General features: G+C 44.2%; 28 protein-coding genes. 20 read left to right on the forward strand and 8 right to left on the reverse strand.

Annotated elements, in window-relative coordinates:
- The first annotated feature begins 34 nt into the window (after positions 1–34).
- Together AC55NX_RS09090 and AC55NX_RS09095 are read left to right on the forward strand one after the other, a co-directional pair.
- Positions 35–775: an ABC transporter permease gene (locus tag AC55NX_RS09090; protein WP_496995461.1), complete on the forward strand. Its 741-nt coding sequence runs from the start codon at positions 35–37 to the stop codon at positions 773–775.
- 2 nt (positions 776–777) lie between these two features.
- The gene (locus AC55NX_RS09095; protein WP_496995462.1) at positions 778–1,455 is read left to right on the forward strand and encodes an ABC transporter permease; all 678 of its coding nucleotides are present in this window, start codon (positions 778–780) and stop codon (positions 1,453–1,455) included.
- Positions 1,456–1,576: 121 nt separating this feature from the next.
- Here AC55NX_RS09095 and xthA read toward each other — a convergent pair whose 3' ends face one another.
- From xthA to dinG, 5 genes are all read right to left on the reverse strand, one after another.
- Positions 1,577–2,389, reverse strand: coding sequence for an exodeoxyribonuclease III (gene xthA, locus AC55NX_RS09100; protein ID WP_496995429.1), 813 nt, complete (start codon positions 2,387–2,389; stop codon positions 1,577–1,579).
- Positions 2,390–2,552: 163 nt separating this feature from the next.
- On the reverse strand, positions 2,553–2,723 hold the full coding sequence (gene rsmS / locus AC55NX_RS09105) for a pleiotropic regulatory protein RsmS (RefSeq protein WP_496995430.1): 171 nt from the start codon (positions 2,721–2,723) through the stop codon (positions 2,553–2,555).
- Complete coding sequence (priC, locus tag AC55NX_RS09110) at positions 2,720–3,277, reverse strand: primosomal replication protein PriC (RefSeq protein ID WP_496995431.1); 558 nt, start codon at positions 3,275–3,277, stop codon at positions 2,720–2,722. Before priC ends, rsmS begins: the two co-directional genes overlap by 4 nt.
- Complete coding sequence (locus AC55NX_RS09115) at positions 3,274–4,053, reverse strand: sulfite exporter TauE/SafE family protein (protein WP_496995432.1); 780 nt, start codon at positions 4,051–4,053, stop codon at positions 3,274–3,276. Before AC55NX_RS09115 ends, priC begins: the two co-directional genes overlap by 4 nt.
- Positions 4,054–4,089: 36 nt before the next feature.
- Positions 4,090–6,171: an ATP-dependent DNA helicase DinG gene (gene dinG, locus AC55NX_RS09120; protein WP_496995433.1), complete on the reverse strand. Its 2,082-nt coding sequence runs from the start codon at positions 6,169–6,171 to the stop codon at positions 4,090–4,092.
- A 508-nt stretch (positions 6,172–6,679) separates the two neighbouring features.
- On the opposite strand from dinG, the gene AC55NX_RS09125 reads away from it, so the two are divergent.
- Together AC55NX_RS09125 and AC55NX_RS09130 are read left to right on the forward strand one after the other, a co-directional pair.
- Positions 6,680–7,648, forward strand: coding sequence for a porin (locus tag AC55NX_RS09125; RefSeq protein ID WP_496995434.1), 969 nt, complete (start codon positions 6,680–6,682; stop codon positions 7,646–7,648).
- 174 nt (positions 7,649–7,822) lie between these two features.
- On the forward strand, positions 7,823–8,482 hold the full coding sequence (locus AC55NX_RS09130; RefSeq protein WP_496995435.1) for a YccT family protein: 660 nt from the start codon (positions 7,823–7,825) through the stop codon (positions 8,480–8,482).
- 74 nt (positions 8,483–8,556) lie between these two features.
- Here AC55NX_RS09130 and AC55NX_RS09135 read toward each other — a convergent pair whose 3' ends face one another.
- From AC55NX_RS09135 to AC55NX_RS09145, 3 genes are all read right to left on the reverse strand, one after another.
- Positions 8,557–8,952 carry a YchJ family protein gene (locus tag AC55NX_RS09135; protein WP_496995436.1) on the reverse strand — a complete coding sequence of 132 codons (396 nt, stop codon included), beginning with the start codon at positions 8,950–8,952 and terminating at the stop codon, positions 8,557–8,559.
- Between the two features lie 88 nt (positions 8,953–9,040).
- Entirely contained in the window at positions 9,041–9,787 is a 747-nt protein-coding gene (lpxH, locus tag AC55NX_RS09140; protein WP_496995437.1) for a UDP-2,3-diacylglucosamine diphosphatase, read from the reverse strand.
- 69 nt (positions 9,788–9,856) lie between these two features.
- Positions 9,857–10,351, reverse strand: a complete 495-nt coding sequence (locus AC55NX_RS09145) for a peptidylprolyl isomerase (protein WP_496995438.1) — start codon at positions 10,349–10,351, stop codon at positions 9,857–9,859.
- Between the two features lie 152 nt (positions 10,352–10,503).
- Between AC55NX_RS09145 and cysS the strand changes: the two genes are divergently transcribed.
- The 16 genes from cysS (at position 10,504) to nadA (ending at position 24,540) form a co-directional block, all read left to right on the forward strand.
- Positions 10,504–11,889 carry a cysteine--tRNA ligase gene (gene cysS / locus AC55NX_RS09150; RefSeq protein ID WP_496995439.1) on the forward strand — a complete coding sequence of 462 codons (1,386 nt, stop codon included), beginning with the start codon at positions 10,504–10,506 and terminating at the stop codon, positions 11,887–11,889.
- A 77-nt stretch (positions 11,890–11,966) separates the two neighbouring features.
- Entirely contained in the window at positions 11,967–12,488 is a 522-nt protein-coding gene (gene ruvC / locus AC55NX_RS09155; protein WP_496995440.1) for a crossover junction endodeoxyribonuclease RuvC, read from the forward strand.
- A gap of 83 nt (positions 12,489–12,571) precedes the next feature.
- The gene (ruvA, locus tag AC55NX_RS09160; protein ID WP_496995441.1) at positions 12,572–13,189 is read left to right on the forward strand and encodes a Holliday junction branch migration protein RuvA; all 618 of its coding nucleotides are present in this window, start codon (positions 12,572–12,574) and stop codon (positions 13,187–13,189) included.
- Positions 13,186–14,190 (forward strand): Holliday junction branch migration DNA helicase RuvB, encoded by a 1,005-nt coding sequence (ruvB, locus tag AC55NX_RS09165; RefSeq protein ID WP_496995442.1) that lies wholly within the window; start codon positions 13,186–13,188, stop codon positions 14,188–14,190. Before ruvA ends, ruvB begins: the two co-directional genes overlap by 4 nt.
- Before the next feature lie 457 nt (positions 14,191–14,647).
- On the forward strand, positions 14,648–16,234 hold the full coding sequence (cydA, locus tag AC55NX_RS09170; protein WP_496995443.1) for a cytochrome ubiquinol oxidase subunit I: 1,587 nt from the start codon (positions 14,648–14,650) through the stop codon (positions 16,232–16,234).
- A 15-nt stretch (positions 16,235–16,249) separates the two neighbouring features.
- A complete protein-coding gene (gene cydB / locus AC55NX_RS09175) occupies positions 16,250–17,386 on the forward strand; it encodes a cytochrome d ubiquinol oxidase subunit II (protein ID WP_496995463.1) in 1,137 nt (378 codons plus the stop codon).
- 14 nt (positions 17,387–17,400) lie between these two features.
- A complete protein-coding gene (gene cydX / locus AC55NX_RS09180) occupies positions 17,401–17,508 on the forward strand; it encodes a cytochrome bd-I oxidase subunit CydX (protein WP_021020147.1) in 108 nt (35 codons plus the stop codon).
- Positions 17,501–17,803: a cyd operon YbgE family protein gene (locus AC55NX_RS09185; protein ID WP_496995444.1), complete on the forward strand. Its 303-nt coding sequence runs from the start codon at positions 17,501–17,503 to the stop codon at positions 17,801–17,803. Before cydX ends, AC55NX_RS09185 begins: the two co-directional genes overlap by 8 nt.
- A 153-nt stretch (positions 17,804–17,956) precedes the next feature.
- Positions 17,957–18,364: a tol-pal system-associated acyl-CoA thioesterase gene (gene ybgC / locus AC55NX_RS09190; RefSeq protein ID WP_496995445.1), complete on the forward strand. Its 408-nt coding sequence runs from the start codon at positions 17,957–17,959 to the stop codon at positions 18,362–18,364.
- A 2-nt stretch (positions 18,365–18,366) separates the two neighbouring features.
- Positions 18,367–19,050, forward strand: coding sequence for a protein TolQ (tolQ, locus tag AC55NX_RS09195; protein WP_496995446.1), 684 nt, complete (start codon positions 18,367–18,369; stop codon positions 19,048–19,050).
- Between the two features lie 5 nt (positions 19,051–19,055).
- Positions 19,056–19,496: an ExbD/TolR family protein gene (locus AC55NX_RS09200; RefSeq protein WP_496995447.1), complete on the forward strand. Its 441-nt coding sequence runs from the start codon at positions 19,056–19,058 to the stop codon at positions 19,494–19,496.
- A gap of 14 nt (positions 19,497–19,510) precedes the next feature.
- Positions 19,511–20,521, forward strand: a complete 1,011-nt coding sequence (tolA, locus tag AC55NX_RS09205) for a cell envelope integrity protein TolA (RefSeq protein WP_496995448.1) — start codon at positions 19,511–19,513, stop codon at positions 20,519–20,521.
- Positions 20,522–20,555: 34 nt separating this feature from the next.
- Positions 20,556–21,908, forward strand: coding sequence for a Tol-Pal system beta propeller repeat protein TolB (tolB, locus tag AC55NX_RS09210; protein ID WP_496995449.1), 1,353 nt, complete (start codon positions 20,556–20,558; stop codon positions 21,906–21,908).
- A 31-nt stretch (positions 21,909–21,939) separates the two neighbouring features.
- On the forward strand, positions 21,940–22,482 hold the full coding sequence (gene pal, locus AC55NX_RS09215) for a peptidoglycan-associated lipoprotein Pal (protein WP_496995450.1): 543 nt from the start codon (positions 21,940–21,942) through the stop codon (positions 22,480–22,482).
- A gap of 20 nt (positions 22,483–22,502) precedes the next feature.
- Positions 22,503–23,285, forward strand: coding sequence for a tol-pal system protein YbgF (gene ybgF / locus AC55NX_RS09220; RefSeq protein ID WP_496995451.1), 783 nt, complete (start codon positions 22,503–22,505; stop codon positions 23,283–23,285).
- 193 nt (positions 23,286–23,478) lie between these two features.
- The gene (gene nadA, locus AC55NX_RS09225; RefSeq protein WP_496995452.1) at positions 23,479–24,540 is read left to right on the forward strand and encodes a quinolinate synthase NadA; all 1,062 of its coding nucleotides are present in this window, start codon (positions 23,479–23,481) and stop codon (positions 24,538–24,540) included.
- Positions 24,541–24,579: the final 39 nt, after the last annotated feature.

The following is a 24,579-nucleotide window of genomic DNA, read 5'->3' on the forward strand; positions in this document are numbered from 1 at the left end:
GTTTATTGTTGGATTCTATATCAAGGTGCTCATGATGCTGGATTTAAAGGGATATGAAGGCGTAATTATTCATGGGGCGATGCTGACCCTTGAGGTCGCTTTGATGTCGCTGTTGTTGGCCGTATTACTGGGCTTGGTGGGCGCGCTGGCAAAACTTTCAACCTATCGCTGGGCGCGCTATCTTGCCACGCTCTATACCACTATTATTCGCGGCATTCCGGATTTAGTCTTAATGATGCTGATTTTCTTCGGGGGACAGCTGCTGCTCAATCATAGCCTGTATACAATCAATGAATGGTTAAACCAGGTCCTCTCTGCTTTTGATGTTTCACATCAATGGACCGCATATTTGCCGGATTATATTGATATCAGTCCTCTGATAGCCGGTGTATTGACGATTGGATTTATATTTGGTGCTTATATGGCTGAAACCTTTCGAGGTGCCATTCTGGCGGTTGCGCAAGGGGAGCTGGAAGCAGCTAAGGCCTATGGTATGACACCATTTCAGTCGTTTAGACTCATTTTGCTACCTCAGATGATGCGACATGCTCTGCCGGGATTCGGTAATAACTGGCTGGTGTTGCTCAAAACAACAGCGTTGGTTTCGATCATCGGACTAGAAGATATGGTACGTATGGGCGCTTTAGCTGCGGGGTCCACCAAAATGCCATTTACATTCTATATGACGATCGCGGTGATTTTCCTGTTGTTCACCAGTGTATCTACCGGCATTCTGAAATATGTTGAACGTAAATATAGTATGCATATGAGGTGATGATGGACTTTGCATTGATTGCGGATAGTTGGCCGATCTATCTCAGTGGTTTGTGGACGACAAGCTGGCTGGTGGCCTCATCTCTCATCATTGGCTTCTGTATTGCGTTGCCTTTAGCGCTGATTCGTAACAGTCACAACCCGCTTTGGGCGTGGCCGGCATGGGCATATATCTATTTTTTTCGGGGAACTCCCTTGTTGGTTCAGCTGTATTTGATTTATTACGGTATGGATCAGTTTTTTTCCGTGAAAGGAACGTTGTGGGAACATGCGTGGTTCTGTGCTTTGATTTCATTTGTGATGAATACGTCAGCTTACACGGCAGAGATTATTCGTGGTGCGATCAATGGTTTGCCTCAAGGGGAAATCGAAGCCGCAAAGGCGTATGGTCTGAGCGGTTGGAAAATATACCGCCGAATCATTTTCCCCAGTGCGTTGCGCCGGGCATTACCGGCCTATAGTAATGAAGCTATTTTTATGCTTCATGGTAGTGCCGTCGCCGGTATTATCACTATCATTGATCTGACGGGTGCGGCAAGACTGGTGAATGCCCGCTACTATGCACCATTTGAAGCGTTTTTAACGGCGGGCATTTTTTATATGGGGTTGAGTTTTATGATTCTCTGGGGATTCCGCTGGGCAGAAAAGCGTTTTTTAGCCTATTTGCGGCCTCGGACGTAGGATTTAATCCTAATCAAAAAGATCACAAGCAGAGAACATATAATCTAGCCTTTGTGGCTCTGTGAAACAAAAGGCCTCAGAACGGAGGCCAGTCAATGGATAGCATCATGCTTGGATGGGATTACTGAAAATCAAAAGTGCTCCAGATTGGCGCATGATCCGAGGGTTTTTCAATCCCTCTCAATTCATAGTCGATACCAGCGTCCTGACATTGCTGAGAGAGCGCAGCTGTAGCAAGGATAACATCGATTCTGAGCCCTCGATTATCATCAAATCCACGAGAGCGATAATCAAACCATGAATATTGTTCTGTCGCATCAGGATGAAGGTAGCGGAAGGTATCAACTAATCCCCAGTCGAGTAGGGTAGCAAACCATTCTCGTTCTTCAGGTTGGAACGAACATTTACCGGTTTTCAGCCAGCGTTTGCGGTTCACCTCCCCGATACCGATATCCAAATCAATCGGGCTAATGTTGACGTCTCCCATTACGACAAGATGATCATCCGGCTGGTGATTCGCAGACAGATAACCCATCAGATCCTGATAGAATTGGCGCTTGTAGGGAAACTTTGTTTCGTGAGCAATATTATCCCCCTGAGGGAAATAACCATTGAGCACCGTGAACGGTTTACCACTCTGGGTATGGAACGTCGCCATAATCATCCGTTTTTGATGTTCAGGCGTATCACCGGGGAATCCATATTGTACTGAAACGGGGGTTTGTTTGCAGAGTAAAGCCACACCGTAGTGTGCTTTTTGACCATAATAGAAAACCTGATATCCCATGCTTTCCAGATCAGCAAGCGGAAATACTTCGTCGTGAACTTTCGTCTCCTGAAGCCCGATAATATCAGGCTGGTGTTTGTCGATAAGTGCCTGTAACTGATGAAGACGAGCTCTGAGTCCATTGATATTAAAACTAACCAATTTCATGATAAATATCCTTGAATTCTATTGAACGAATGATGTTAACAGTCTGTTGGTTATCTGCAACTATCTATTGGTTATCTGCAACTATATTAGCTATCTGCAACCATTAGCTATATACAAGCTATGTACGAATAATCTGAATAAAATCACTGGGGACTCAGTCATGTTATGCTTCGGTTGCAGCATTTAACTTATTTTTGAGGTCTGCTTCCACCATTTGGATGGCTTCCAGAGCGACGGCCGGGTCGATTGCATTGGATTCAAGCAGATAAATTAAGTCGACAGCAAGCTGTACTGACTCTGGTGCCTGCTCTAAAGGGGGATGTTGATCATTCATTTGAAGCCTTTTCTCTCTTTGGCAGTAATTTTATTCTTAATGCGCTGTTTAGATTGTTGGCAGCGGATCAGACGTTGTTCCAGTGTCAGAATAGCCTGCTGACAGGATTTCTTCTCTGTCGGACTCATCGGTTTGATTTCAAGCTGCTGTTCTTTTTCAAAGATCATTTCCTGCAAACGTCTTTCCCAGTCCTGATGTTGCGATAATTCTTGATAAAGAGAACTGATTGATGTTTCACGAGGCAAATTATGACTCTCTTTTTTCCTCAGCTCAGCGGTGGCGAGTTCCCTCTGAATCGCATTCAACTGATTGAGGAGTTTCTCTGTCAGGTAAGTCGCTTGGATTGCTGTTAGCCGTTGATGTTCCTGACTTCGCACAATTTCATGATATGTATTTTTAAGTTCGGTAATACAAGGTACCAGTAAATGAGACTTGCAGCGGAACAACTGTGGATCGAACAGCGGATAACGTTGTTCTCCACGCCGTTCATCGAGTTTGGTTGCTTGATGTTCTAAAGCAAAAATCAAGTCGTGTAGACGAGACAGATCAATCATAATGTATCAAACCATGCATGGTATCCCAGCCGGATCGCAAGGATACTGACAACCAGAATAAAAACCGGCCGAATGAATGATGTTCCGAAACGAATCGCGGAGTGAGCACCGACATAAGCTCCAACCATCAGGCAAACCCCCATTGTCAGCCCCAGTACCCAATTAATATGACCTAAAATTGCAAATGTCACCAGCGACGTCACGTTACTGGTAAAGTTCATGGCTTTGGCGAGACCTGAAGCAAATAAAATATTGAGTCGGTACAATGCCATCGAAGAGACCACCCAGAATGCACCGACACCGGGGCCGGCAATACCATCATAGAAACCGAGGCTCAATCCCTGCGGGATCTGCTTCAGTTTACTTTGCGGAGGTAGGTTCGGATCTGTGTGCAACTTGCCATGCTGCGGATGATAAAAAATCGTATACAGTGCTGTCGCCAGGATAATGATGGGGAGCACCTTATCCAGTAATGCGGTGCTGATGAAATCAACGATGAGTGTCCCGAGAATAGCACCGACGAATGTTGAAACGAACACATGTTTCCAGACTGCGGGCCGAAACATATTTTTGCGGTAATAGGTAATGGCGGCTGTTGATGTTGCGAAGGTCGCCGCAACTTTGTTGGTACCTAAGGCAATATGGGGCGGAAGCCCTAAAGATAATAATGCGGGAACCGTCAACATACCACCACCTCCGGCGATACCATCAATAAACCCTGCAATAAAAGCAACTACTGCCAATACAATTAAAAGCGTCGGCTCCAGAAAATCCATTAATTTGATTGGCCTTCTTATTCTCGAATCACCGAATTACGGCTCGATGATGCGTTTAAACGGAGGGAGAGCATCAAGTAATGCTTTGCCGTATTGTTTGGTGACAACTCGGCGATCAAGAATAACAACTCTACCAGAATCTTCCTCGTTACGCAGTAATCTTCCCACACATTGAATTAATTTCCGGCTGGCTTCCGGCACGGTGATTTGCATAAACGGATTGCCGCCTTTGGAAAGGATATATTCCGCATGCGCTTGCTCAATCGGCGAGGTCGGGACTGAGAACGGGATTTTGGTAATAATGACGTTTTCCAGCAATCGACCGGGTAAGTCTAATCCTTCAGAGAAGCTGCCGGTGCCAAAAATCACGGCAGTGCCTTGATGTTCTATAGTAAAACGATGTGTTTTTAGAATTTCTGTGCGTGATTTTTTGCCTTGAGTTTGTAGTAGCCAGCCTCGTTTTTTAAAGTCAGATTTGAGCGATTCAGCAACCTGATTCATTTGCCAGTAGGACGAAAACAGGACCAGTGTCGCTTGTTTCTCGCGAATCAACGTAGGTAACTGTTCAATAAGCGTTTGAGTATAATGAGGTGACTGAGGTTCCTGATGAACATGCGGAATATATAATTCTCCCTGACGTGGGTAGTCAAACGGTGACGCCAGTGCAATAAACTGGGTTCCCTCATCCGACTGGGCACTGATACCGCTCTGATGACAAAAGAAAGTAAATGAATTTAAGGCTCGCAGCGTTGCAGAGACCATAATCGCGCCATAACAGCGGCTCCAGAACTGTTGATCCAGCTTCCAGCCGATTTCTATCGGCGAAACGTGCACGGTGTAATCTCCGGGCTGAGATTCTGAGGCAGTGATCCAGCGCGCCATTGGAGCCCCATACTCTCTCGGTGGCTCGGCCATTAGGGTCCATACCTGTGCCATACTGTCCAGACGTTGTAAGCTTATCCCTAACTCGGCCAAAACTGGGCTGGCGATGCGATTGCTGATTTGGCCTTCCTGAAGTCGTTCCGTGAGTAAATCTGCCACTTTCGCCGTTGCCTGACAAATTTTGACCGATGCCTGTTTCAAAGCTTTGGACTCTGCAAGTAACCATTCCGGGAGTTCGCCATGCTCGAAACGGAGCACACCATCCTGACATTGCTCAGGTGTAAATTGCCGACTCAACTGAGATAATGTGGGAATTAAAACTTGAATTGCACTGGCAATGTCTTCTTTAAAGCGTGCGACCCGACTTTCATCGGTTAGCGATACCCATTGAGCCAATGATTGATGAAATTTTTCCAGCCAAGAGGCTGTACTTTTCAAGGTGGACGATGCTGCAGCATGATCGCGGGCAACTTGCGGTAAATGGTGAGCTTCATCAAAAATATAAATACTATTTTCCGGCTCAGGAAGAATGATACCACCGCCCAAATCAGCATCAGCCATCACCAGACTATGATTGGCGATAATGACATCGGCTTGTTCTAAAGTTGCACGTGCTTTTTGAAACGGGCAATGATGATGAATGGCAAAAGCAGGATTACAGCTATGTTTGTCGCTGACAATTTGTAACCACATCGAGTCATTAATCGGGGTCGGCCAACTATCCCGATCACCATCCCATTTTCCCGTGGACCATTGTGAATAGAGTTCTTTATAGAGAGAAATATCCTGCTCAGTTGGCGGGCTTTCAAACAGAGCCACTTGGCCTGATGAGGCTTCCGGTTCACAAATCGCAGCCAGTTTTTCAGCACAGCAGTAACGTTGCCGTCCCTTGGCGATTCGAAACTGGAAGTCTAAATCGGTCAGGCGGCGATAAAGGGGTAAGTCTTTATGAAGTAATTGCTCCTGTAATGCCACAGTTGCTGTCGCAATAATTAGTTTTTTATTGTTTAACACGGCAACTGGTACCGCCCCCATCAGGTAAGAAAGTGATTTACCAATCCCTGTCCCTGCTTCAGCAACCAGTAGCCGATTTTTCGCATGGTAGGTGCCGCATAATGTTTTGGCAATTTCAGCAACCAGATAATTTTGTCCGCGTCGCGGGGTAAAATTTTCCATCTGAGCCTGCAGGTTTTGATAACTCTGACGGATCGATTTTTGAATTTTGGGTGTAATCATAATGTAACCTGATGGGATGGAGCGGACATACTAACACATACGAAAAACAGGAGAAGTTCCTTTAGATGTGATTTTTTTGTTCTAAATGGGGATCTTGTTCACAAAAAAATTGAATCGTCAGGGACTTAAAATAAATTCAGAACGTGAAAAATATAAAGCCTTTAAGTTAGTCAGAAATTTTTATAAAAAACCAAAATTGATGTTTTTTTACTATTTAATTGGTTTTTTATACTGAATTTTTGGCAAAAAATAGAATCTACCTTAATTTATAAAAATGGTTACAAAGTATGCACTGTTGAGAATAATCATTACTAATTAATTGTTTTATAAGTATTTATTTAATTTTATTTTATGGCTTTAGAATATTTGACACATAAGCTATTCTTTTGCAATCTAATCTCCGTAATTGAAATGGCGGTGACGAGGGCTTGATGTTTTGGTCACCATCAAAAAACAAAAGGAATCCGGATAAGGAATTCCTAATCTAAGAAAAGGCAGTGGATTAATTATGAAAAAGACTCTAATCGCTCTTGCGGTTCTAGCAGCAGGTTCTGCTAGCGCGGCTGAAATCTACAACCAAGATGGTGTTGCAATCACAGTCTCTGGTGCAGGTGAAGTTCAGCTATATCAAACATACGAAGCTGACGGTACTGACGTATCAACTAAGCTACGTATTGATGATATGCAGTTGAACACTCACGGTACAATCGAAGTAGCTGAAGGTCTGAATGCTATTGTTGGCTTGGACTTCACTTTCGAAGATAATGATGATGTAAAAGGCACAGTTCAAACTGACGGCTCTTATGTTGGTTTTGCATATGCTGATTACGGTACAGTCACTTATGGTCGTCAATATCTGATCACTGATGATTCCGGTATCGGTGCTGATTTTGAAGTCGGTAAGAATCAGTACGGTCAAGAAACTACCGTTGGAAAAGACGTTATCAAGTATGTTTATGACAACGGTACTTTCTACTTTGGTTTGTCACACGATCTAGACGAAAGTGAAGGCACAACAGTTGATGCAACTTCTACTGATGGTCGTATCGGTTTCCGTTATGAAGGTTTAGATGCTCGTTTGTATATCTATTCTGGTGATGATATCGATCTGACTAGTACAACAACTGGGGATGAAGATTCATTCAACCTTGAAGTCACTTATGAGATGGATGCATTTAACTTTGCAGCATCTTATGGTCAAACTGAGCAAGATGATACAGCTGGTAATGAAGTCACTGATCGTGACATCATTGAACTGGTTGGTTCTTACACCATGGATAAAACCACTTTCTCTCTAGGTTATGTTCATAATGATGACAACACCAGTACAAGCAACGATGGTGATAACCTGTACGGTGTTGTTGTGTACAAAATGAATGCTAATGTCCGTACTTATGCGGAAATTGGTTTCTATGATGATGATAGCAGCACTGACTACGATCCAGCTTACACACTGGGTATGGAAGTTAAATTCTAATTATTGTTGATTAGAAGACTTGCTAGCGAAAACCGCCTCAACTGGGGCGGTTTTTTCATAGATGAGAGGATGATTATGTCGAGCCAGTCATTATTCGGTTTATCACCCGTATTCATCTAGTAGCCGATAGATTAGAATGTGTTTTTCAGAGTTTGTGAAAGGAAAGAATCAACCATGTTGTTATGGAAAAAAATACTGGGGCCGGTTGCCCTGATGGGTATCTCAATGTTTGGTCTATCGGCCCAGAGTTATGCCGCGACAATTACCAGCCAGAGTGATGTCGAAATTCTTGCGTTGGATGGCGTTGAAGTTAATGATAAAAATTTCGCTGATCCGAACGCTTTAGAAGTTCAGGCTGGCCGGCATCAGGTGGTGATCCGCTATTATGGTGAGGTCAGAAGAGGACAGCGCGATGTGATTTATTCAACGGCACCGGATGTGTTTACCGTTGATTTGAAGCAAGATGACAGCATTAAGATTTTAGCGCCGCGTCTGAACAGTTATACACAAGCAGAAGGTTATTTTCGTCGTGGTGCTGAATGGAAGATTCAGGATCAGCATGGCAGCGTAAAATCGGTTCATTACGAGCCATTAACCGGCAACGGTATCATGCCATTTAATGATATTGAGAGAGCGGTAGCGAGATATAATGCCGAGCAAGGTAATGAGTTCGCCCCGGCTCAACAAGCGGCTGTAACGGCACCCAATATTGCCGCTCAAAAAATCACGCCGCCAAAAGGCGATGATACATTGATTCAAACCATTCAACTGCTTTATAACAATGCGTCTCCTGCTCAGCAGCAGAAAATTAAGGCGTGGATTGCCGGTCAGTGATGATGTGGTAAGCCAATTTATCTTGAGCTAAAAACCACCGATTCTGCGGTGGTTTTTACGTTTCACGTGAACGATTAATCGTTGTCAGCAAATTCGCCGTCAATGTAATACCATTGGCCGTTTTCCCGAATAAAACGAGAACGCTCCTGTAGTGAGTAAGATTCACCGTTTTGCTCGAAATAGGCTTTGAAACTGACAAATCCTTCATCGACATGACGACCATTTCCCGCCTCAAGAACGACGAGCTTGATCCAGTGCGTTTGCGTACCATGCTCGATCTCTTGACGATCATTTTCCGCCTGACAACTCGGGTGGTACGTTGCCACAATAAAGTCAACGAATCCGAGTACGTAAGCGCTATAACGCGCCCGCATCAGCTGAGCGGGTAATTTTGCCGCATCGGGGGAACGATGTATCGGTTGACAGCAGTTTTTATAGTGGCGCTGAGAGCCACACGGACATTTCTTCATGGTGTTATTGATTGAGATTACGCTGGGTGAATGTGTCGTCAAAATAATGGGTTAATAAAATAGAGCAACGTTATCGCTGGTCAGTTCATCAAGATGCGTCGGTTAATGGCGAAACCGGCTGATGGAGAAGACGGTAACTCGCATCCTGATGGTATTCCAGTACAGATATTTCACGATCCCAATCCCCTAAAACAATACGTGTTTTTTCAATCCCATCAAGATGAAAATGGTGAATGTTGGGGCGATGTGTATGACCGTGAATCATCAAGTCAACTTGATATTCAGTCATTACGCGTTCCACTTCTGCTTGAGTGACATCCATGATTTCAATTGATTTTGACTGCTTATCCATCCGAGCATCTTGTTTTACTTTACTAACAATTCGCTGCTTCAATGTGAAAGGTAATTGGTAATAAATCCACTGTAGCCAAGGCTGATGAACTTTCTTTCTAAACTGGAGGTAGCGGGTATCTTCCAGACATAATGTGTCGCCATGCATGATGACGATAGGCTTCCCGTAAAGCTCGATGCGTGTTTTCTCGGCAAGCAATTGGACACCGGTTTCTCGGGCAAAACGCTTTCCAACCAAAAAATCTCGGTTTCCTTGAACGAAATAACAAGAGGTTCCTGAAGATGTCAGATCCTTGAATGCTGCTTTAATCGTTTGTGCAAAATCGCCCGGGTCATCATCGCCGATCCAAAAATCGAATAGGTCACCAAGAATATAGAGCGCATCCGCTTGCGGTGCCCGATATTGCATCAAATGTTGAAAGGCGGCAGTTAAGTCTGGACGGGTCGGGGTCAAATGGAGATCAGAAATAAAAAGTGTATGCATAAATTCGCTTGTCGGGAAAGGTGATTGATGCAGAGTATCAGTCTCTGCACCAATCAGAACAGTTGTCTATTACTCTTCGATAGTTGTTCCGGTAATCAGAACTTCTTCCAGAGGAACATCTTGATGCATACCGTATGAACCAGTACTCACCCCTTTAATCTGGTTGACCACTTCCATACCATCAACAACTTCAGCGAATACACAGTATCCCCATCCGTCGAGACTTTCCGAACGGAAATCGAGGAATGTATTGTCATTGACGTTAATGAAGAACTGAGAACTTGCTGAATGTGGTTCCATCGTTCTGGCCATGGCAAGCGTTCCGACTTTATTACTCAGCCCGTTATTGGCTTCATTTTTAATCGGAGCTTTGGTTGCTTTCTCTTTCATTCCGGAAGCCATACCGCCGCCCTGAATCATGAAACCGTCAATCACACGGTGGAACAGGGTATTGTCATAGAAATTTTCACGACAATATTGTAGGAAATTTGCACAGGTTTCAGGAGCTTTGTCCTCATGAAGCTGAATTTTAATATCGCCGAAGTTTGTATGCAGGGTGATCATCACGATTACCTTTCTATTTTTGTACAAGAAGACGTGATTCTAACTTAGTTTTGGTGACATTCAAATGTTCTTAAAAGAATAGGATGACCTATAGACAAGAGCATTGTTATAATCGGACTATTCAGTAAATTACGACAACTTAGATAGAGATCATGTTACAAATATATAACACACTTACCAGACAAAAAGAGCAATTCAAGCCCATCACCGCCGGAAAAATCGGCATGTATGTCTGTGGCGTCACTATATATGATCTCTGTCATATTGGTCACGGAAGGACGTTTGTGTCCTTCGATGTCGTTGCCCGCTATTTACGTTATTTGGGATATGATTTGACCCTAGTCAGAAATATTACCGACATCGATGACAAAATCATTCATCGTGCCGCGGAGAATGACGAGTCGTGCGATGTGCTGACGGAACGTTTGATTCAGGATATGTATGCGGATTTCGATGCATTGAATATCTTACGTCCTGATGTGGAGCCGCGTGCAACCGCATATATCGATGAAATCATCGCGTTGGTACAACGGCTGATTGATAGAAGCTTTGCCTATGTTGCTGAGAATGGCGATGTGATGTTTGAGGTCAGTCGCTTCGATGACTATGGCAAGCTTTCCCGGCAGGATCTGGAACAGCTTCAGGCTGGTGCTCGGGTTGATGTTGAAATGGCGAAGCGTAGTCCGCTTGATTTCGTATTATGGAAAATGTCTAAGCCGGGTGAACCCAAGTGGGAATCACCATGGGGTGAGGGACGCCCGGGCTGGCATATTGAATGTTCTGCGATGAACTCTTCTATCTTAGGCACGCATTTTGACATTCATGGTGGAGGGTCTGATTTGCAATTCCCACATCATGAGAATGAAATTGCCCAGTCCTGCTGTGCGTACGACACTGCCTATGTGAATACATGGATGCATAGTGGCATGGTGATGGTTGATAAAGAGAAAATGTCTAAGTCACTGGGGAACTTCTTTACCATTCGAGATGTACTGGCTCACTATGATTCGGAGACTGTGCGCTATTTTCTGATGTCTGGTCATTATCGCAGTCAGTTAAATTATAGTGAAGAGAACCTCAATCAGGCGCAGGCAGCACTGGAGCGCCTCTATACTGCATTGCGTGGACTGGATCTCACTGTTGCAGCGTCTGGCGGAGAGGCATTCGTGACCCGTTTCGAAGCCGCCATGAATGATGACTTTAATACGCCGGAAGCTTATTCGGTATTGTTTGATATGGCGCGAGAGATTAATCGACTCAAGCAGGAAGAACAGTTGCAACAAGCCAGTCAACTTGCGGTTCGTATGCGAGATTTGGCCAGTGTAATCGGGATTTTGTCTCAAACACCGGAGAGTTTCTTGCAAGGTGATAGCGGTTCAGAAGAGGAAGTAGCTGAAATTGAGTCGCTGATCAAAATGCGTAATGACGCGCGAGCTGCGAAAGATTGGGCGAATGCTGATCTCGCCCGGGATCGACTGACGGCAATGGGCATTATTCTCGAAGACGGGTCCGGTGGCACAACTTGGCGGCGTAAATAATTGCGGCACGGTTTTGAAAGGGCTTACGATATGGATAAGCCCTTTTTGTTCATCCGATTGAAGGCAATAAAATAGATATGTCGATCATTCTAGGGATTGACCCGGGCTCCCGGGTGACTGGCTACGGCGTCATTCGCCAGCAAGGAAGAATACTGACTTACCTTGGTAGCGGTTGTATTAAAACAACAGAGAAAGCATTACCGGGACGTTTGAAGCAAATATATGCCAGTGTTTCGGAAGTGATTATGCAATTTCAACCGGATGTTTTCGCGATAGAACAGGTTTTTATGGCGAAGAATGCGGATTCTGCATTGAAACTCGGGCAAGCCCGGGGATGTGCGATTGTTGCGGCTGTGAATGCAGACCTGCCAGTTTATGAATATGCGGCGCGTTTAGTCAAGCTGGCTGTTGTCGGAACGGGAGGCGCAGATAAGATACAGGTTCAGCATATGGTTCAGCAAATGTTGAAGTTACCATCTAAACCACAAGCAGATGCTGCCGATGCACTTGGTGTCGCTATCTGCCACGCAAACACCAATAAAACATTGGTTGCTCTTGCAGGTCAGGCGAGTGGGGCTCGGCGAGGGCGCTATCGATGAAATTTGAGACCATCGGATACTGGCTATTTATCCAGTTATTGATTATGATCAATCAGAATCAACATAGATGAAAAGGAAAAATCGTGATTGGACGTCTTAGAGGCATTCTGCTGGAAAAGCAGCCACCAGAAGTACTAATTGAGGTTGGTGGGGTTGGCTATGAAGTTCAGATGCCAATGAGTTGCTTTTATGAATTACCCGAAGTAGAACAAGAAGCGGTCATCTATACGCATTTTGTGGTTCGGGAAGATGCTCAACTTTTATATGGATTCAACAGCAAAGCTGAACGTGCGTTGTTCAGAGCTGTAATCAAAGCAAACGGGGTTGGTCCAAAACTTGGTTTGGCTATTCTATCCGGAATGACAGCCAGCCAGTTTGTTGAATGTGTCAAACGTGAAGATGTTTCGATGTTGGTTAAATTGCCGGGTGTTGGTAAAAAAACCGCAGAACGTCTAGTGGTTGAAATGAAAGATCGCCTCGCATCTTTCCCGACTTCTGAAATTGATTCGTTTGAATTGGTTCAAGACTCAGCACCAATTCGCCCACAAAATACAGCCAGCCATGCAGAAGAAGAAGCTGTGAGTGCACTGTTAACGCTTGGCTATAAACCTCAGCAAGCTTCGAAAATTGTTGCTCAGATTGCCCAACCGGGTATGAGTAGTGAAACGCTGATTAAAGAAGCATTGAGAGCGATGGTATGATTGAAGCGGATCGTTTTGTAACACCAGTAAGCACACCGTTTAAAGATGATGAATTGATTGATCGTGCGATACGGCCAAAGCTTTTGGCCGATTATCAGGGGCAAAATCATGTGCGCAATCAAATGGAAATTTTTATTGAGGCAGCTCAGCGTCGTCACGAAGCTTTAGATCACCTCCTCATCTTTGGTCCGCCCGGTCTGGGGAAAACGACATTAGCCAATATTGTCGCCAATGAAATGGGTGTAAATATCAGAACAACATCAGGGCCAGTGCTAGAAAAAGCCGGTGATTTGGCGGCTTTGTTAACCAATCTTGAAGAGAATGATGTGCTGTTTATTGATGAAATTCACCGTCTGAGCCCTGTGGTTGAAGAGGTGCTTTATCCGGCAATGGAAGATTATCAACTCGATATTATGATTGGAGAAGGCCCCGCTGCTCGTTCAATTAAAATTGATTTACCACCTTTTACACTGATTGGTGCAACCACGCGAGCCGGCTCTTTGACTTCGCCACTGCGTGACCGTTTTGGTATTGTACAGCGGCTTGAATATTATCAGGTTGGTGATTTGCAAAACATCGTTCAGAGAAGTGCAGAATGTTTATCTTTGTCTATTGAACCGGAAGGCGCGCTGGAAGTTGCCCGTCGTTCTCGAGGAACTCCCCGAATTGCCAATCGCTTGTTGCGGCGAGTCAGAGATTATGCCGAAGTGAAAGGGGACGGTAATATATGCGCTAACACGGCAGATGACGCCTTAAATATGCTTGATGTCGATGTGCAGGGTTTTGATTTTATGGATCGTAAGCTACTGATCACAATTATCGAAAAGTTTTCCGGTGGTCCTGTTGGTTTGGATAATCTTGCTGCTGCGATTGGTGAAGAAAAAGATACAATAGAAGATGTTTTAGAGCCTTATCTGATTCAGCAGGGGTATTTGCAGCGTACACCCAGAGGGCGGCTCGCAACGGAGAGAGCTTATTTGCATTTCGGATTCGAAAAATAATTTTTCATGTATGAATGAATTAACAAACAGAGTTCCTCGTGTGATAAATGTCTCATTTATGAAAATTTTTTAGGTAGCAAATAGATTGCAAACTTAGTATTAATGTTAATTATTTGTGCGTTTGTTGGGTGAGCAAAATCTATTTGTTACAAAAAAATATCAATTAACTTCCCCTTATTTTGATCTTAATCATTTTGTTGTTTTTTTGCTGGTTCACCACGCGTGAAACTTGATCTAAATCAAGACGAGCCTTGTAGATAAACCCTTTGAAAGCTTATGCGTTTGAAAGTAGTATTTCGGCAATATGTATTTTACTTGATTAATATTTATTCAAATAAAAATACACGTTGATGTAACAAATATTCTGCTTTTCTATTATTTTTTGACAGGTATGAATTGATAAAATTTGGTTGCTTTAATCTGAGTGGTGTCTTTCAGCCGACACAAAGGAGTTATCATGATTGACATAGTTGATCTATCGCGGTTGCAGTTCGCGCTTACTGCGATGTATCACTTCCTGTTTGTTCCTCTGACTCTAGGGATGACGTTTTTACTCGCTATCATGGAGTCACTTTATGTGATGACCGATAAGCAAATCTATAAGGATATGACGAAATTCTGGGGTAAGCTGTTCGGGATTAACTTTGCTCTGGGCGTTGCTACAGGGCTAACAATGGAATTTCAGTTTGGTACAAACTGGTCGTATTACTCGCACTACGTTGGCGACATTTTTGGAGCTCCTCTTGCCATCGAAGCGTTAGTCGCTTTCTTCCTTGAATCTACATTCGTCGGTTTGTTCTTCTTCGGATGGGATCGACTTTCAAAACGTCAACACTTAGTGACAACATGGCTTGTTGCATTAGGTTCTAACTTCTCTGCACTGTGGATCCTTGTCGCCAATGGCTGGATGCAAAACCCAGTTGGTTCCGACTTTAACTTCGAAACCATGCGCATGGAAATGGTGAGCTTTGCTGAAGTCGTTCTAAACCCTGTCGCACAGGTGAAATTTGTTCACACTGTCGCGTCGGGTTACGTGACTGGCGCAATGTTTGTTTTAGGGGTGAGTGCATATTATCTGCTTAAAGGGCGTGATATCGCTTTTGCCCGTCGCTCATTTACCGTTGCTGCATCATTTGGTATGGCTGCGATTCTTTCCGTTATCGTCTTGGGCGATGAATCTGGTTACGAATTGGGTGACGTTCAAAAAGCAAAATTGGCTGCAATTGAAGCTGAATGGCATACAGAAGAAGCGCCGGCATCATTTACACTGTTTGGTTTCCCGAATCAGGAGTCGATGCATACGGATTTTGCGATTAAGATTCCTTATGTGATGGGGATTATTGCAACGCGTTCGCTGGATACACCTGTCAAAGGCTTAAGTGATTTACGTGAAGAACACCTGGAACGGATTCGTAATGGGATGTATGCGTATGAGCTGCTCCAGAAATTACGTTCTGGTGATACTTCAGAAATGAACCGCGATGCCTTCGATGAAGTAAAATCTGATCTGGGCTATGGCATGTTGCTGAAACGCTATACGGATGATGTGGCAAATGCGTCAGAAGAACAGATTCAGGCTGCTGCTGATGATTCACTGCCAACAGTCTGGCCGTTGTTCTGGTCGTTCCGGATCATGGTTGCTTGTGGTTTTATCATGTTGATTGTTTTCGCCGCTGCATTTGTTCAGACATGTCGTCAGAAAATTGAGCAGAAAAACTGGGTGCTCAAAGCTGCGCTTTATAGTATCCCGCTGCCGTGGATTGGTGTGGAAGCCGGTTGGTTTGTCGCGGAATATGGTCGCCAACCATGGGCTGTCGGTGAAATTCTCCCTGTACATATTGCGAACTCTGCATTGAGTGTCAGTGATTTGGTCATCTCCCTGATTGCTATTCTTGCATTATATACAGCGTTCTTGGTTGCCGAAGTTTATCTGATGGTGAAATTTGCTCGCAAAGGTCCAAGTAGTCTGAAAACTGGCCGTTATCATTTTGAGCAAAATGCAACTTCAGCAACAGATCAAGTTAACCGTCAGGTAGAAGCTTAAGGCGAGGAGAATAATATTATGGATTACGAAATCTTACGATTTATATGGTGGATCCTGATTGGTGTGCTGTTTGTCGGCTTCGCTATTGCAGATGGATTCGATATGGGGGTCGGTGCATTGGTACCGATCATCGGGAAAAATGACACAGAACGTCGAGTCATGATCAACTCGATTGCACCTCACTGGGATGGTAACCAAGTTTGGTTGATTACTGCTGGTGGTGCATTATTTGCTGCGTGGCCTTTAGTTTATGCAACATCATTCTCCGGTTTCTACCTTGCGATGATTGTTACCTTAGCTGCTTTATGGCTGCGTCCTGTCGGGCTTGACTATCGTTCAAAAATTGAAGACACCAAATGGCGTAATATTTGGGATATTTGTATCTCTGTTAGTGGATTTGTACCACCGCTGATCATCGGTGTTGCATTCGGTAATTTATTACAGGGTGTTCCTTTTGAACTGAATGAATTTTTGATGCCAAGCTATCACGGATCATTCTTCGGGCTCCTTAATCCATTCGGTATCGTGTGTGGTTTGGTCAGCGTCCTGATGATTGTGCTTCAAGGTGCGTCTTGGTTACAAATGAAGACCTCTGATGCAGTACATACTCGTGCTCGTAGCGTTGCCCAACTCTGTGGTGTGCTTGTCGCTGCTCTTTTTGTGGCCGCTGGTTTTTGGGTACAACACATTGATGGTTATGTGATTACCAGTACAATGGATCATTTTGCGTCATCAAACCCGTTAAATAAAGAAGTGGCTCGTGAATCTGGCGCGTGGATGGCAAACTTCAATCAATATCCACTATTATGGTTGGCTCCAATTCTTGGTACAGCGATGCCATTGATTGCTGTCATTGCATCTCGGATGGAAAAAGGCGGTATCGCGTTTATTGCTTCAAGCTTAACGAATGCTGGTATTATCTTTACTGCTGGGTTTGCGATGTTCCCGTTTATTATGCCTTCAAGTCTTGCACCAAGTAATAGCCTGACCATGTGGGATTCAACATCTAGTGAACTGACACTGCAGCTGATGACGGGTATTGCCTTTGTGATGGTTCCAATTATTCTCGGGTATACATGTTGGACGTACTACAAAATGTTTGGTCGTCTCAATAACAAGTATGTCGAAGACAACAAAAATTCACTTTATTAACGAGGAGCTAAGTTATGTGGTATTTTGCATGGATTCTAGGCGTCTTACTGGCTTGTTCTTTCGGCATCATCAATGCATTGTGGTTAGAACATGCAGAGATGATGGATAAAGATAGTGAATGATTTTTCTGCCTTAGTTGCGCAGTGGCATCGTCCCATTAATCATATTTTTTACCGAATACTATTAATGGGCGTTGCTTTCTACCATGTTGCGTTGCTGATGTGGAATCCACAGACCTATGCGGCAACAATTGGTGGCTTTAATCCGGGGGTAGTCATTCTGTTGATCTTGGCTATCTGTGCCAGCATGATTTTCGGTGTCGGTTTTAAGCCGAGGCGATGGTTTTGGCAGATTTTATTTTCCCCTTACTTTGCCGGATGTATATTGGTCTACTTCAGTTTGGTTCGAATGAACTGAATAAACAGCGTCAATATCCTTATCATAAAAGAAAGCGCAGCCATCTGGCTGCGTTTTTTGTCCAAAAATTAAAATTCATCCCGTCTCACTCATGCGAAAGCGCTTGAGTTGCGTTATAGTAAGCGATTGTGTGAATCCGTTGAGGGACGTTAAGTGCATCATTCTAAATCAGCTTTTTCTCGATTTCCTGTAACGATCTATTACGAAGATACCGATGCCGGCGGTGTTGTATACCACGCGAACTATCTTAAATTTTTTGAACGCGGACGGACGGAAATGCTCAGAGAGCAGGGGGTATGCCAACGGGAGTTGTTGGAACAAAATATGGGCTTTGTGGTCCGAAGCATGGAGATTGATTTTCTGAAAGCAGCGCGTCTGGATGATAACTTAGTCGTCTTAACTCAGCTAACCGAGAGAAAAAAGGCTTCTTTAATATTCTGTCAGGAGCTGGTTAATCCTCATGAAGAGGTATTGTGTCGAGCAATAGTTAAGGTAGCATGTATTGACATGCAAAAAATGAAACCCCAAGGTATTCCCGACGCGGTATTTTCGGAGAAGTAACAGTGAGTGCTGAAATTTCGATACTTGATCTTTTTTTACAGGCTAGTTTTCTAGTCAAAGTGGTAATGATGATTCTCTTGGGCATGTCGATCATGTCATGGGCGATGATTTTTAAAAGAACCAAAGCTTTATCGGCTGCTGAAAAGCAAGCTGCCTCATTTGAGGACCGTTTCTGGTCCGGCACCGATTTGTCTGTTTTATATCAAGATGTGAAAAATAGAAAAGATCAGCTGAGTGGCAGTGAAGAGATTTTCTATTCAGGTTTTACTGAATTCGCTCGGCTCAGAAAAAACTACGCTGCTGAAGCTAATTTTGTTATGGATGGGACAGCGAGAGCCATGCGTGTGGCGGTCTCCCGAGAAGTTGAATCATTGGAAACTCATCTACCATTTCTGGCGACAGTCGGTTCAATTAGTCCTTACATTGGGTTGTTTGGTACGGTATGGGGGATTATGCATGCGTTCATTGCGCTAGGTGCAGTTAAACAAGCAACATTAGCGATGGTTGCCCCAGGTATTGCAGAAGCGCTTGTTGCAACAGCGATGGGGCTTTTTGCTGCCATTCCTGCCGTTATGGCTTACAACCGATTGACAACAGTTGTCAGTAAACTCGAAATGAATTACGCAACATTCTCTGAGGAGTTCCATAGTATTCTTCATCGTCAGGCAATGACTGGTAGGGAGTAAGCTTTATGGCGGGTTACCAACCAAAGAAGCGTAAAATGACCGCAGAAATTAATGTGGTACCCTATATCGATGTGATGTTGGTTTTGTTAATCATTTTTATGGTGACTTCTCCTTTCATCACTCAGGGCGTGGATGTTGAACTACCAAAAACAGAAACAGCGAAGCCTGCATCTGATTTGGTCGGTGATGATGGTGGCTTCATTATTGTCGAAATTAATAAAGAAGGTAGCTTGGGGGTCAGCATCAATAATGAACCTTTCAAACGGGGACTATCCTTACAGGACGCCATTGTTCTGGTAAAAGCTGAGCTGAGTTTACATCCCGGTTCACCTGTTGCAGTCGGTGGCGAGGCGACAAGCCCCTACGCGGAGATTGTGCGTGTGCTGGACGAGCTGAGTAAAGCCGGTGTTCCAAAGGTTGGTTTGTTAACAGATATCAGGGAATAAGCAGTATAACCTTCATGAAAAAGAGAGAAGACAAACGCTCAGATTTTACAAAGCCACTTATCATTTCTATCGTGCTGCACGCGATTTTAATTGGTTTATTACTTTGGGGCGGACAGTTTTATCAAGAAAAGCCGCACCCGACCGGTAATATGGTTCAGGCAGTCGTGATTGACCCTGCATTGGTGCATCAACAGGCACAGCAGATTAAGGCGACTCGAGAAGCGGCTGCTCGTAAAGAAAAAGAGCGGCTTGATCGTCTGCGTCGTGAAAGTGAGCGCCTTGAAGAGAATCGGAGAGCAGAAGAAGAGCGAATCCGGCAGTTAAAAGAACAGCAAGCCCGTGAAGCGAAAGCCGCCAGAGCAGCGGAGCAGCAACGTAAGCAGAAAGAGCAAGAGCGACTTGCTGAGGAACAACGCGCGGCAAAAGCAGAGGCAGCCAGAAAAGCCAAAGAGGCTGCAATTGCAAAAGCAGAACAGCAGCGAATTGAGCGCGAAAAGGCAGCTCAGCTGGCGGCAGAAAAAGCACGTAAAGAGCATGAAGCAGCTCAGAAAGCAGAGCAAGAACGTTTGGCAAAGGAAAAAGCAGCAAAGGTTGCTGCTGAAAAGGCTCGACAGGAAAAAGAGCGTCTGGAAAAATTAGAAAAGGAAAGAAAACAGCGGGAAGCAGCCTTAAATGATATTTTTTCCGGACTGCAGGCAGAAGAGCAACAGAATTCTAGTGCTCGGAGTCAATATATTGCCAGTGAAGTTGATCGTTACGGCGAAATCTACACACAGCTGATTCGGCAAAATCTACGTGTAGAAGAGACGTTTCAAGGGAAAAAATGTCGGGTTAATCTGCACCTGATTCCGACGGGTAGCGGTGCAATTGTCGGCAGTTTGAAAGTGTTAGGGGGGAACTCGGCTGTTTGTGCTGCGACGCAGCGAGCGGTTGCGCAGGTTCCGTCTTTTCCTTTGCCGAAAGATGACCCGGATGTTATCAATAAGCTGAAAGACATTAATATAACAGTTGAACCGAATATATAATTTTGACTGAAGTATCAGAGAAAAGGAAAAGCTTGTGTTACAGCGATTGATTTTGAGTTGTATGTTCCTCGTGATATCAGGCATACACACCGCAAATGCAGCATTAGAGCTCGTCATTACCGACGGGATTAACTCAGCGAGGCCGATCGCGATCGTTCCGTTTCAATGGGAAGGTAAGCGTCAATTACCAGAAGATGTTTCAGGTGTGGTTGCTTCGGATCTACAGCGGAGTGGCAAATTTAGTCCGGTTGCGACCAGTAATATGCCACAGACGCCTTATGATGAATCCGCTGTCAATGTGGATGCATGGACTCGACTCGGAGTCGATTCACTACTAACCGGAACAATCAAGCAAAATGCAGCGGGTAATTATGTCATTCATTACCAGTTGGTTGATATCGTTCAAGCGCAATTATTGAAAGGTAAAAGACAGTCTCTCACAGAGGATGGTCAACTTGTTGAGTCCAAAGATTATGTCTTACTGAATAATATTGCGACGGTCTCACCGAAACGGCTTCGTGAGTATGCACATCGAATTTCCGATTTAGTGTATGAAAAACTAACCGGGGATAGAGGCGCGTTTTTAACGCGAATTGCCTATGTCGTTGTACATGATGGTGAAAAATATCCTTATCAGCTGAGAATCTCAGATTATGATGGCTACAATGAACGGTTAGTCCTCAGCTCTAAACAACCATTAATGTCTCCTGCTTGGTCTCCGGATGGTAAGAAACTGGCTTATGTGAGTTTCCAGAATGGACATGCTGAAATCTACGTCATGAATATTTATACGGGCAAACGTGACAAAATATCGTCATTTCCTCGTCACAATGGCGCGCCAGTATTCTCACCAGATGGTAAGTCATTAGCCTTAGTTTTGTCGAAATCGGGAAGTTTACAGGTCTACATTATGGATTTAGCAACCAAGAAAATTCGGCAAATAACGCGGGGTAGATCAAATAATACAGAGCCTTTTTGGTATCCGGATGGAAAATCTCTGATATTTACCTCAGATCGGGGTGGTAAACCACAGATATATAAAGTAGATTTGTCTACTGGCGTGACAAATCGTCTTACTTGGCAGGGCTCACAAAATTTAGGTGGGCAGATTACGCCTGATGGGAAATTCTTGATCATGGTGAATAAAAACCAATCAGGATTTAACTTGGCAAAGCAAGATTTGGAAACCGGCAGTGTGCAAATTCTTACAAGAACTTTGCTCGATGAGTCTCCAAGTATTGCGCCTAACGGTGGTATGGTTATCTATAGTTCGATTTACAATAAAACCAATGTATTATCCATGGTCTCTATTGACGGACGATTTAAAGCCAGGTTACCAGAAACAAACGGACGCGTAAGAGCGCCGGCGTGGTCACCGTTTTTGTAATGAGTCATGATTAAAAAATAAGGAAAAGAAGATGCAACTGAATAAAGTTCTTAAAGGGCTATTGATTGCACTACCAGTACTCGCGGTTACTGCGTGTAGTTCAAGCGATGATGCAGTGAGTGCCTCAGGAAATGAGACGACGACTAACCAATCTACATCCGGTTCCGCAAATAGCACAGATACAACTGTTGTATCACCTGTTACTGATGATGGTAAGCTTTCTGAGCAGGAACTAAAAGATAAGGTTATGCAAGAGCAAACAGTATTCTTTGCTTTTGATAATTCAACAATTGCATCAGATTATGAAGATATGCTGGCAACTCATGCCTCTTATCTGAGTAAGCATCCAAGCGTTCATGTCACGATTGAAGGTCATGCCGATGAGCGTGGTACGCCTGAGTACAACATTGCTCTGGGTGAGCGTCGTGCAGAAGCTGTTTATAAATATCTTCAGGCTCTCGGTGTACAAACCAGCCAAATGTCAATTGTTAGCTATGGTGAAGAGAAACCATTAGTGCGCGGACATAACGAAGCTGCATACGCAAAAAACCGTCGTGCAGTGATTGTTTACTAATCTGAAGAGTTTGATGAAACATGCTCGGTAACCTAAAGCGACAAATTGTGCTTATGTTACTGGTCAGTGCAGCAAGCCCTGTGCTTGCTGCACCCGCTCCAGTATCGGACTTAAGTGAAGGCATGGAACAACATGCAACTTCGGCAAGTCCTGAAACAAGAGTTGACCGTCTGGAACGTCTACTGCAAAACAGTAGTCAGTTGCGAGTGCAAATGCAGCAGCAGATTGATGAAATGGCGACCGAGATTCAACACCTACGTGGTCAGGTAGAGAAGAACTCCCATGATATGGGTCAGATGCTTACTCGACAGAGAGAGTTATTTGTTGAGATCGACCGTCTTAGAGAAGAACTCAACTCAAAGAGTAGTCATGAGGTCCAATCAGGTTCAAAAGACAGTGCTCAGTCGGCATCTACTGGCACGTACAGTGAGAATGTTGATGAGCAGACGGCTTATCAAAATGCCGTAGACTTGATCCTGAAGAAAAGAGATTATGCTGGTGCCATCAACGCATTCACTAAATTTCAGAGTGACTTCCCCAAATCTAATTTTGCGCCGAATGCACATTACTGGTTAGGTCAGCTTTACTATGCCAAACAGCAGGATGATAAAGCGGTTGAAAGCTTTAAAGCTGTGTTGGATTTTCCTAAATCAAACAAACGTGCAGACGCATTAGTCAAATTAGGTGATGTTGAGAAACGTCGCAAGAACACAAAGTTAGCGAATCAGTATTATCAACAGGTGATTGATGAATATCCTGATACTGCTTCTGCTGAGTCTGCAAGACGGTCTATGGTGAAATAGCATTTATGATTGTAATTTGCTAGCACTAGTGTCTGTATCTTAAATGTACAAAAGGAGAACCGAGGTTCTCCTTTATGCTATCTGCCTTCTGTCACCCATCAATTCTACCAATGAATCCTCGTACTGGTTTTTGACACGTTGTAAAGAGCGTGTAAAATGCGCTAATTACTGGAAATTGCGTAGAGCAGAAGCAATGAGCCATATTACAGAACAGATTGAAACCGTGTACCCATTTCCACCGAAACCGGTACAACTCTCAAAAGAACAAAAAGAATTTTATATAGGCGAAATCAAACGTCTCCTGATTGAGAAAGACGCCGTTTTGATTGCCCATTACTATACCGATCCTGAGATTCAGGCGTTGGCTGAAGCAACAGGTGGATTTGTTGGTGATTCGCTGGAAATGGCAAAATTCGGCAATCGACATCCGGCCAAAATACTGTTGATTTGTGGTGTGCGCTTCATGGGGGAATCAGCGAAAATCCTGACACCGGAAAAACGAATTCTCATGCCGACGTTAGAAGCCGAATGCTCTTTGGACTTAGGTTGCCCTGTCGATGAATTTTCTGCTTTCTGTGATGCTCACCCAGATCATACCGTCGTAGTGTATGCGAATACTTCAGCAGCGGTGAAAGCCAGAGCCGATTGGGTGGTGACGTCTAGTATTGCATTAGAGATTGTTGAACATCTGGACTCGGAAGATAAGAAAATCATTTGGGGTCCCGATCGCCATCTGGGCGGGTACATCGCCAACAAAACCGATGCTGATATGTTACTTTGGCATGGTGAATGTATTGTTCATGATGAGTTTTCAGCGGATGCGTTGAAAAAAATGAAAGTGTTATATCCGGAAGCCGCGGTTTTAGTCCATCCGGAATCCCCCTCCAGTGTGGTTGAATTGGCTGATGCAGTCGGCTCAACAAGCCAATTAATCAAAGCTGCGAAAGCTTTACCGCACCCACAAATGATTGTGGCAACGGATAAAGGTATTTTCTTTAAGATGCAGCAGCTTGTCCCTGAAAAAGAGCTGATTGAGGCACCGACGGCTGGTGCCGGGGCGACATGCCGAAGTTGCGCCCATTGTCCTTGGATGGCGATGAACGGGCTTCAGGCGATTGAGAAAGCGCTCAGGGACGGGGGAGAGGAGCACGAAATCTTTGTTGATGAATCGATTCGGGTTAAATCGCTGATTCCGCTGAACCGCATGTTGGATTTTGCCGAACAGCTGAATCTCTCTGTCAAAGGTAATGCATAAGTTGATATGAATTCAACGATGAAAGGAAGGCTGGTATAG

The sequence above is a fragment of the Vibrio rubrogenes genome (assembly GCF_059641415.1).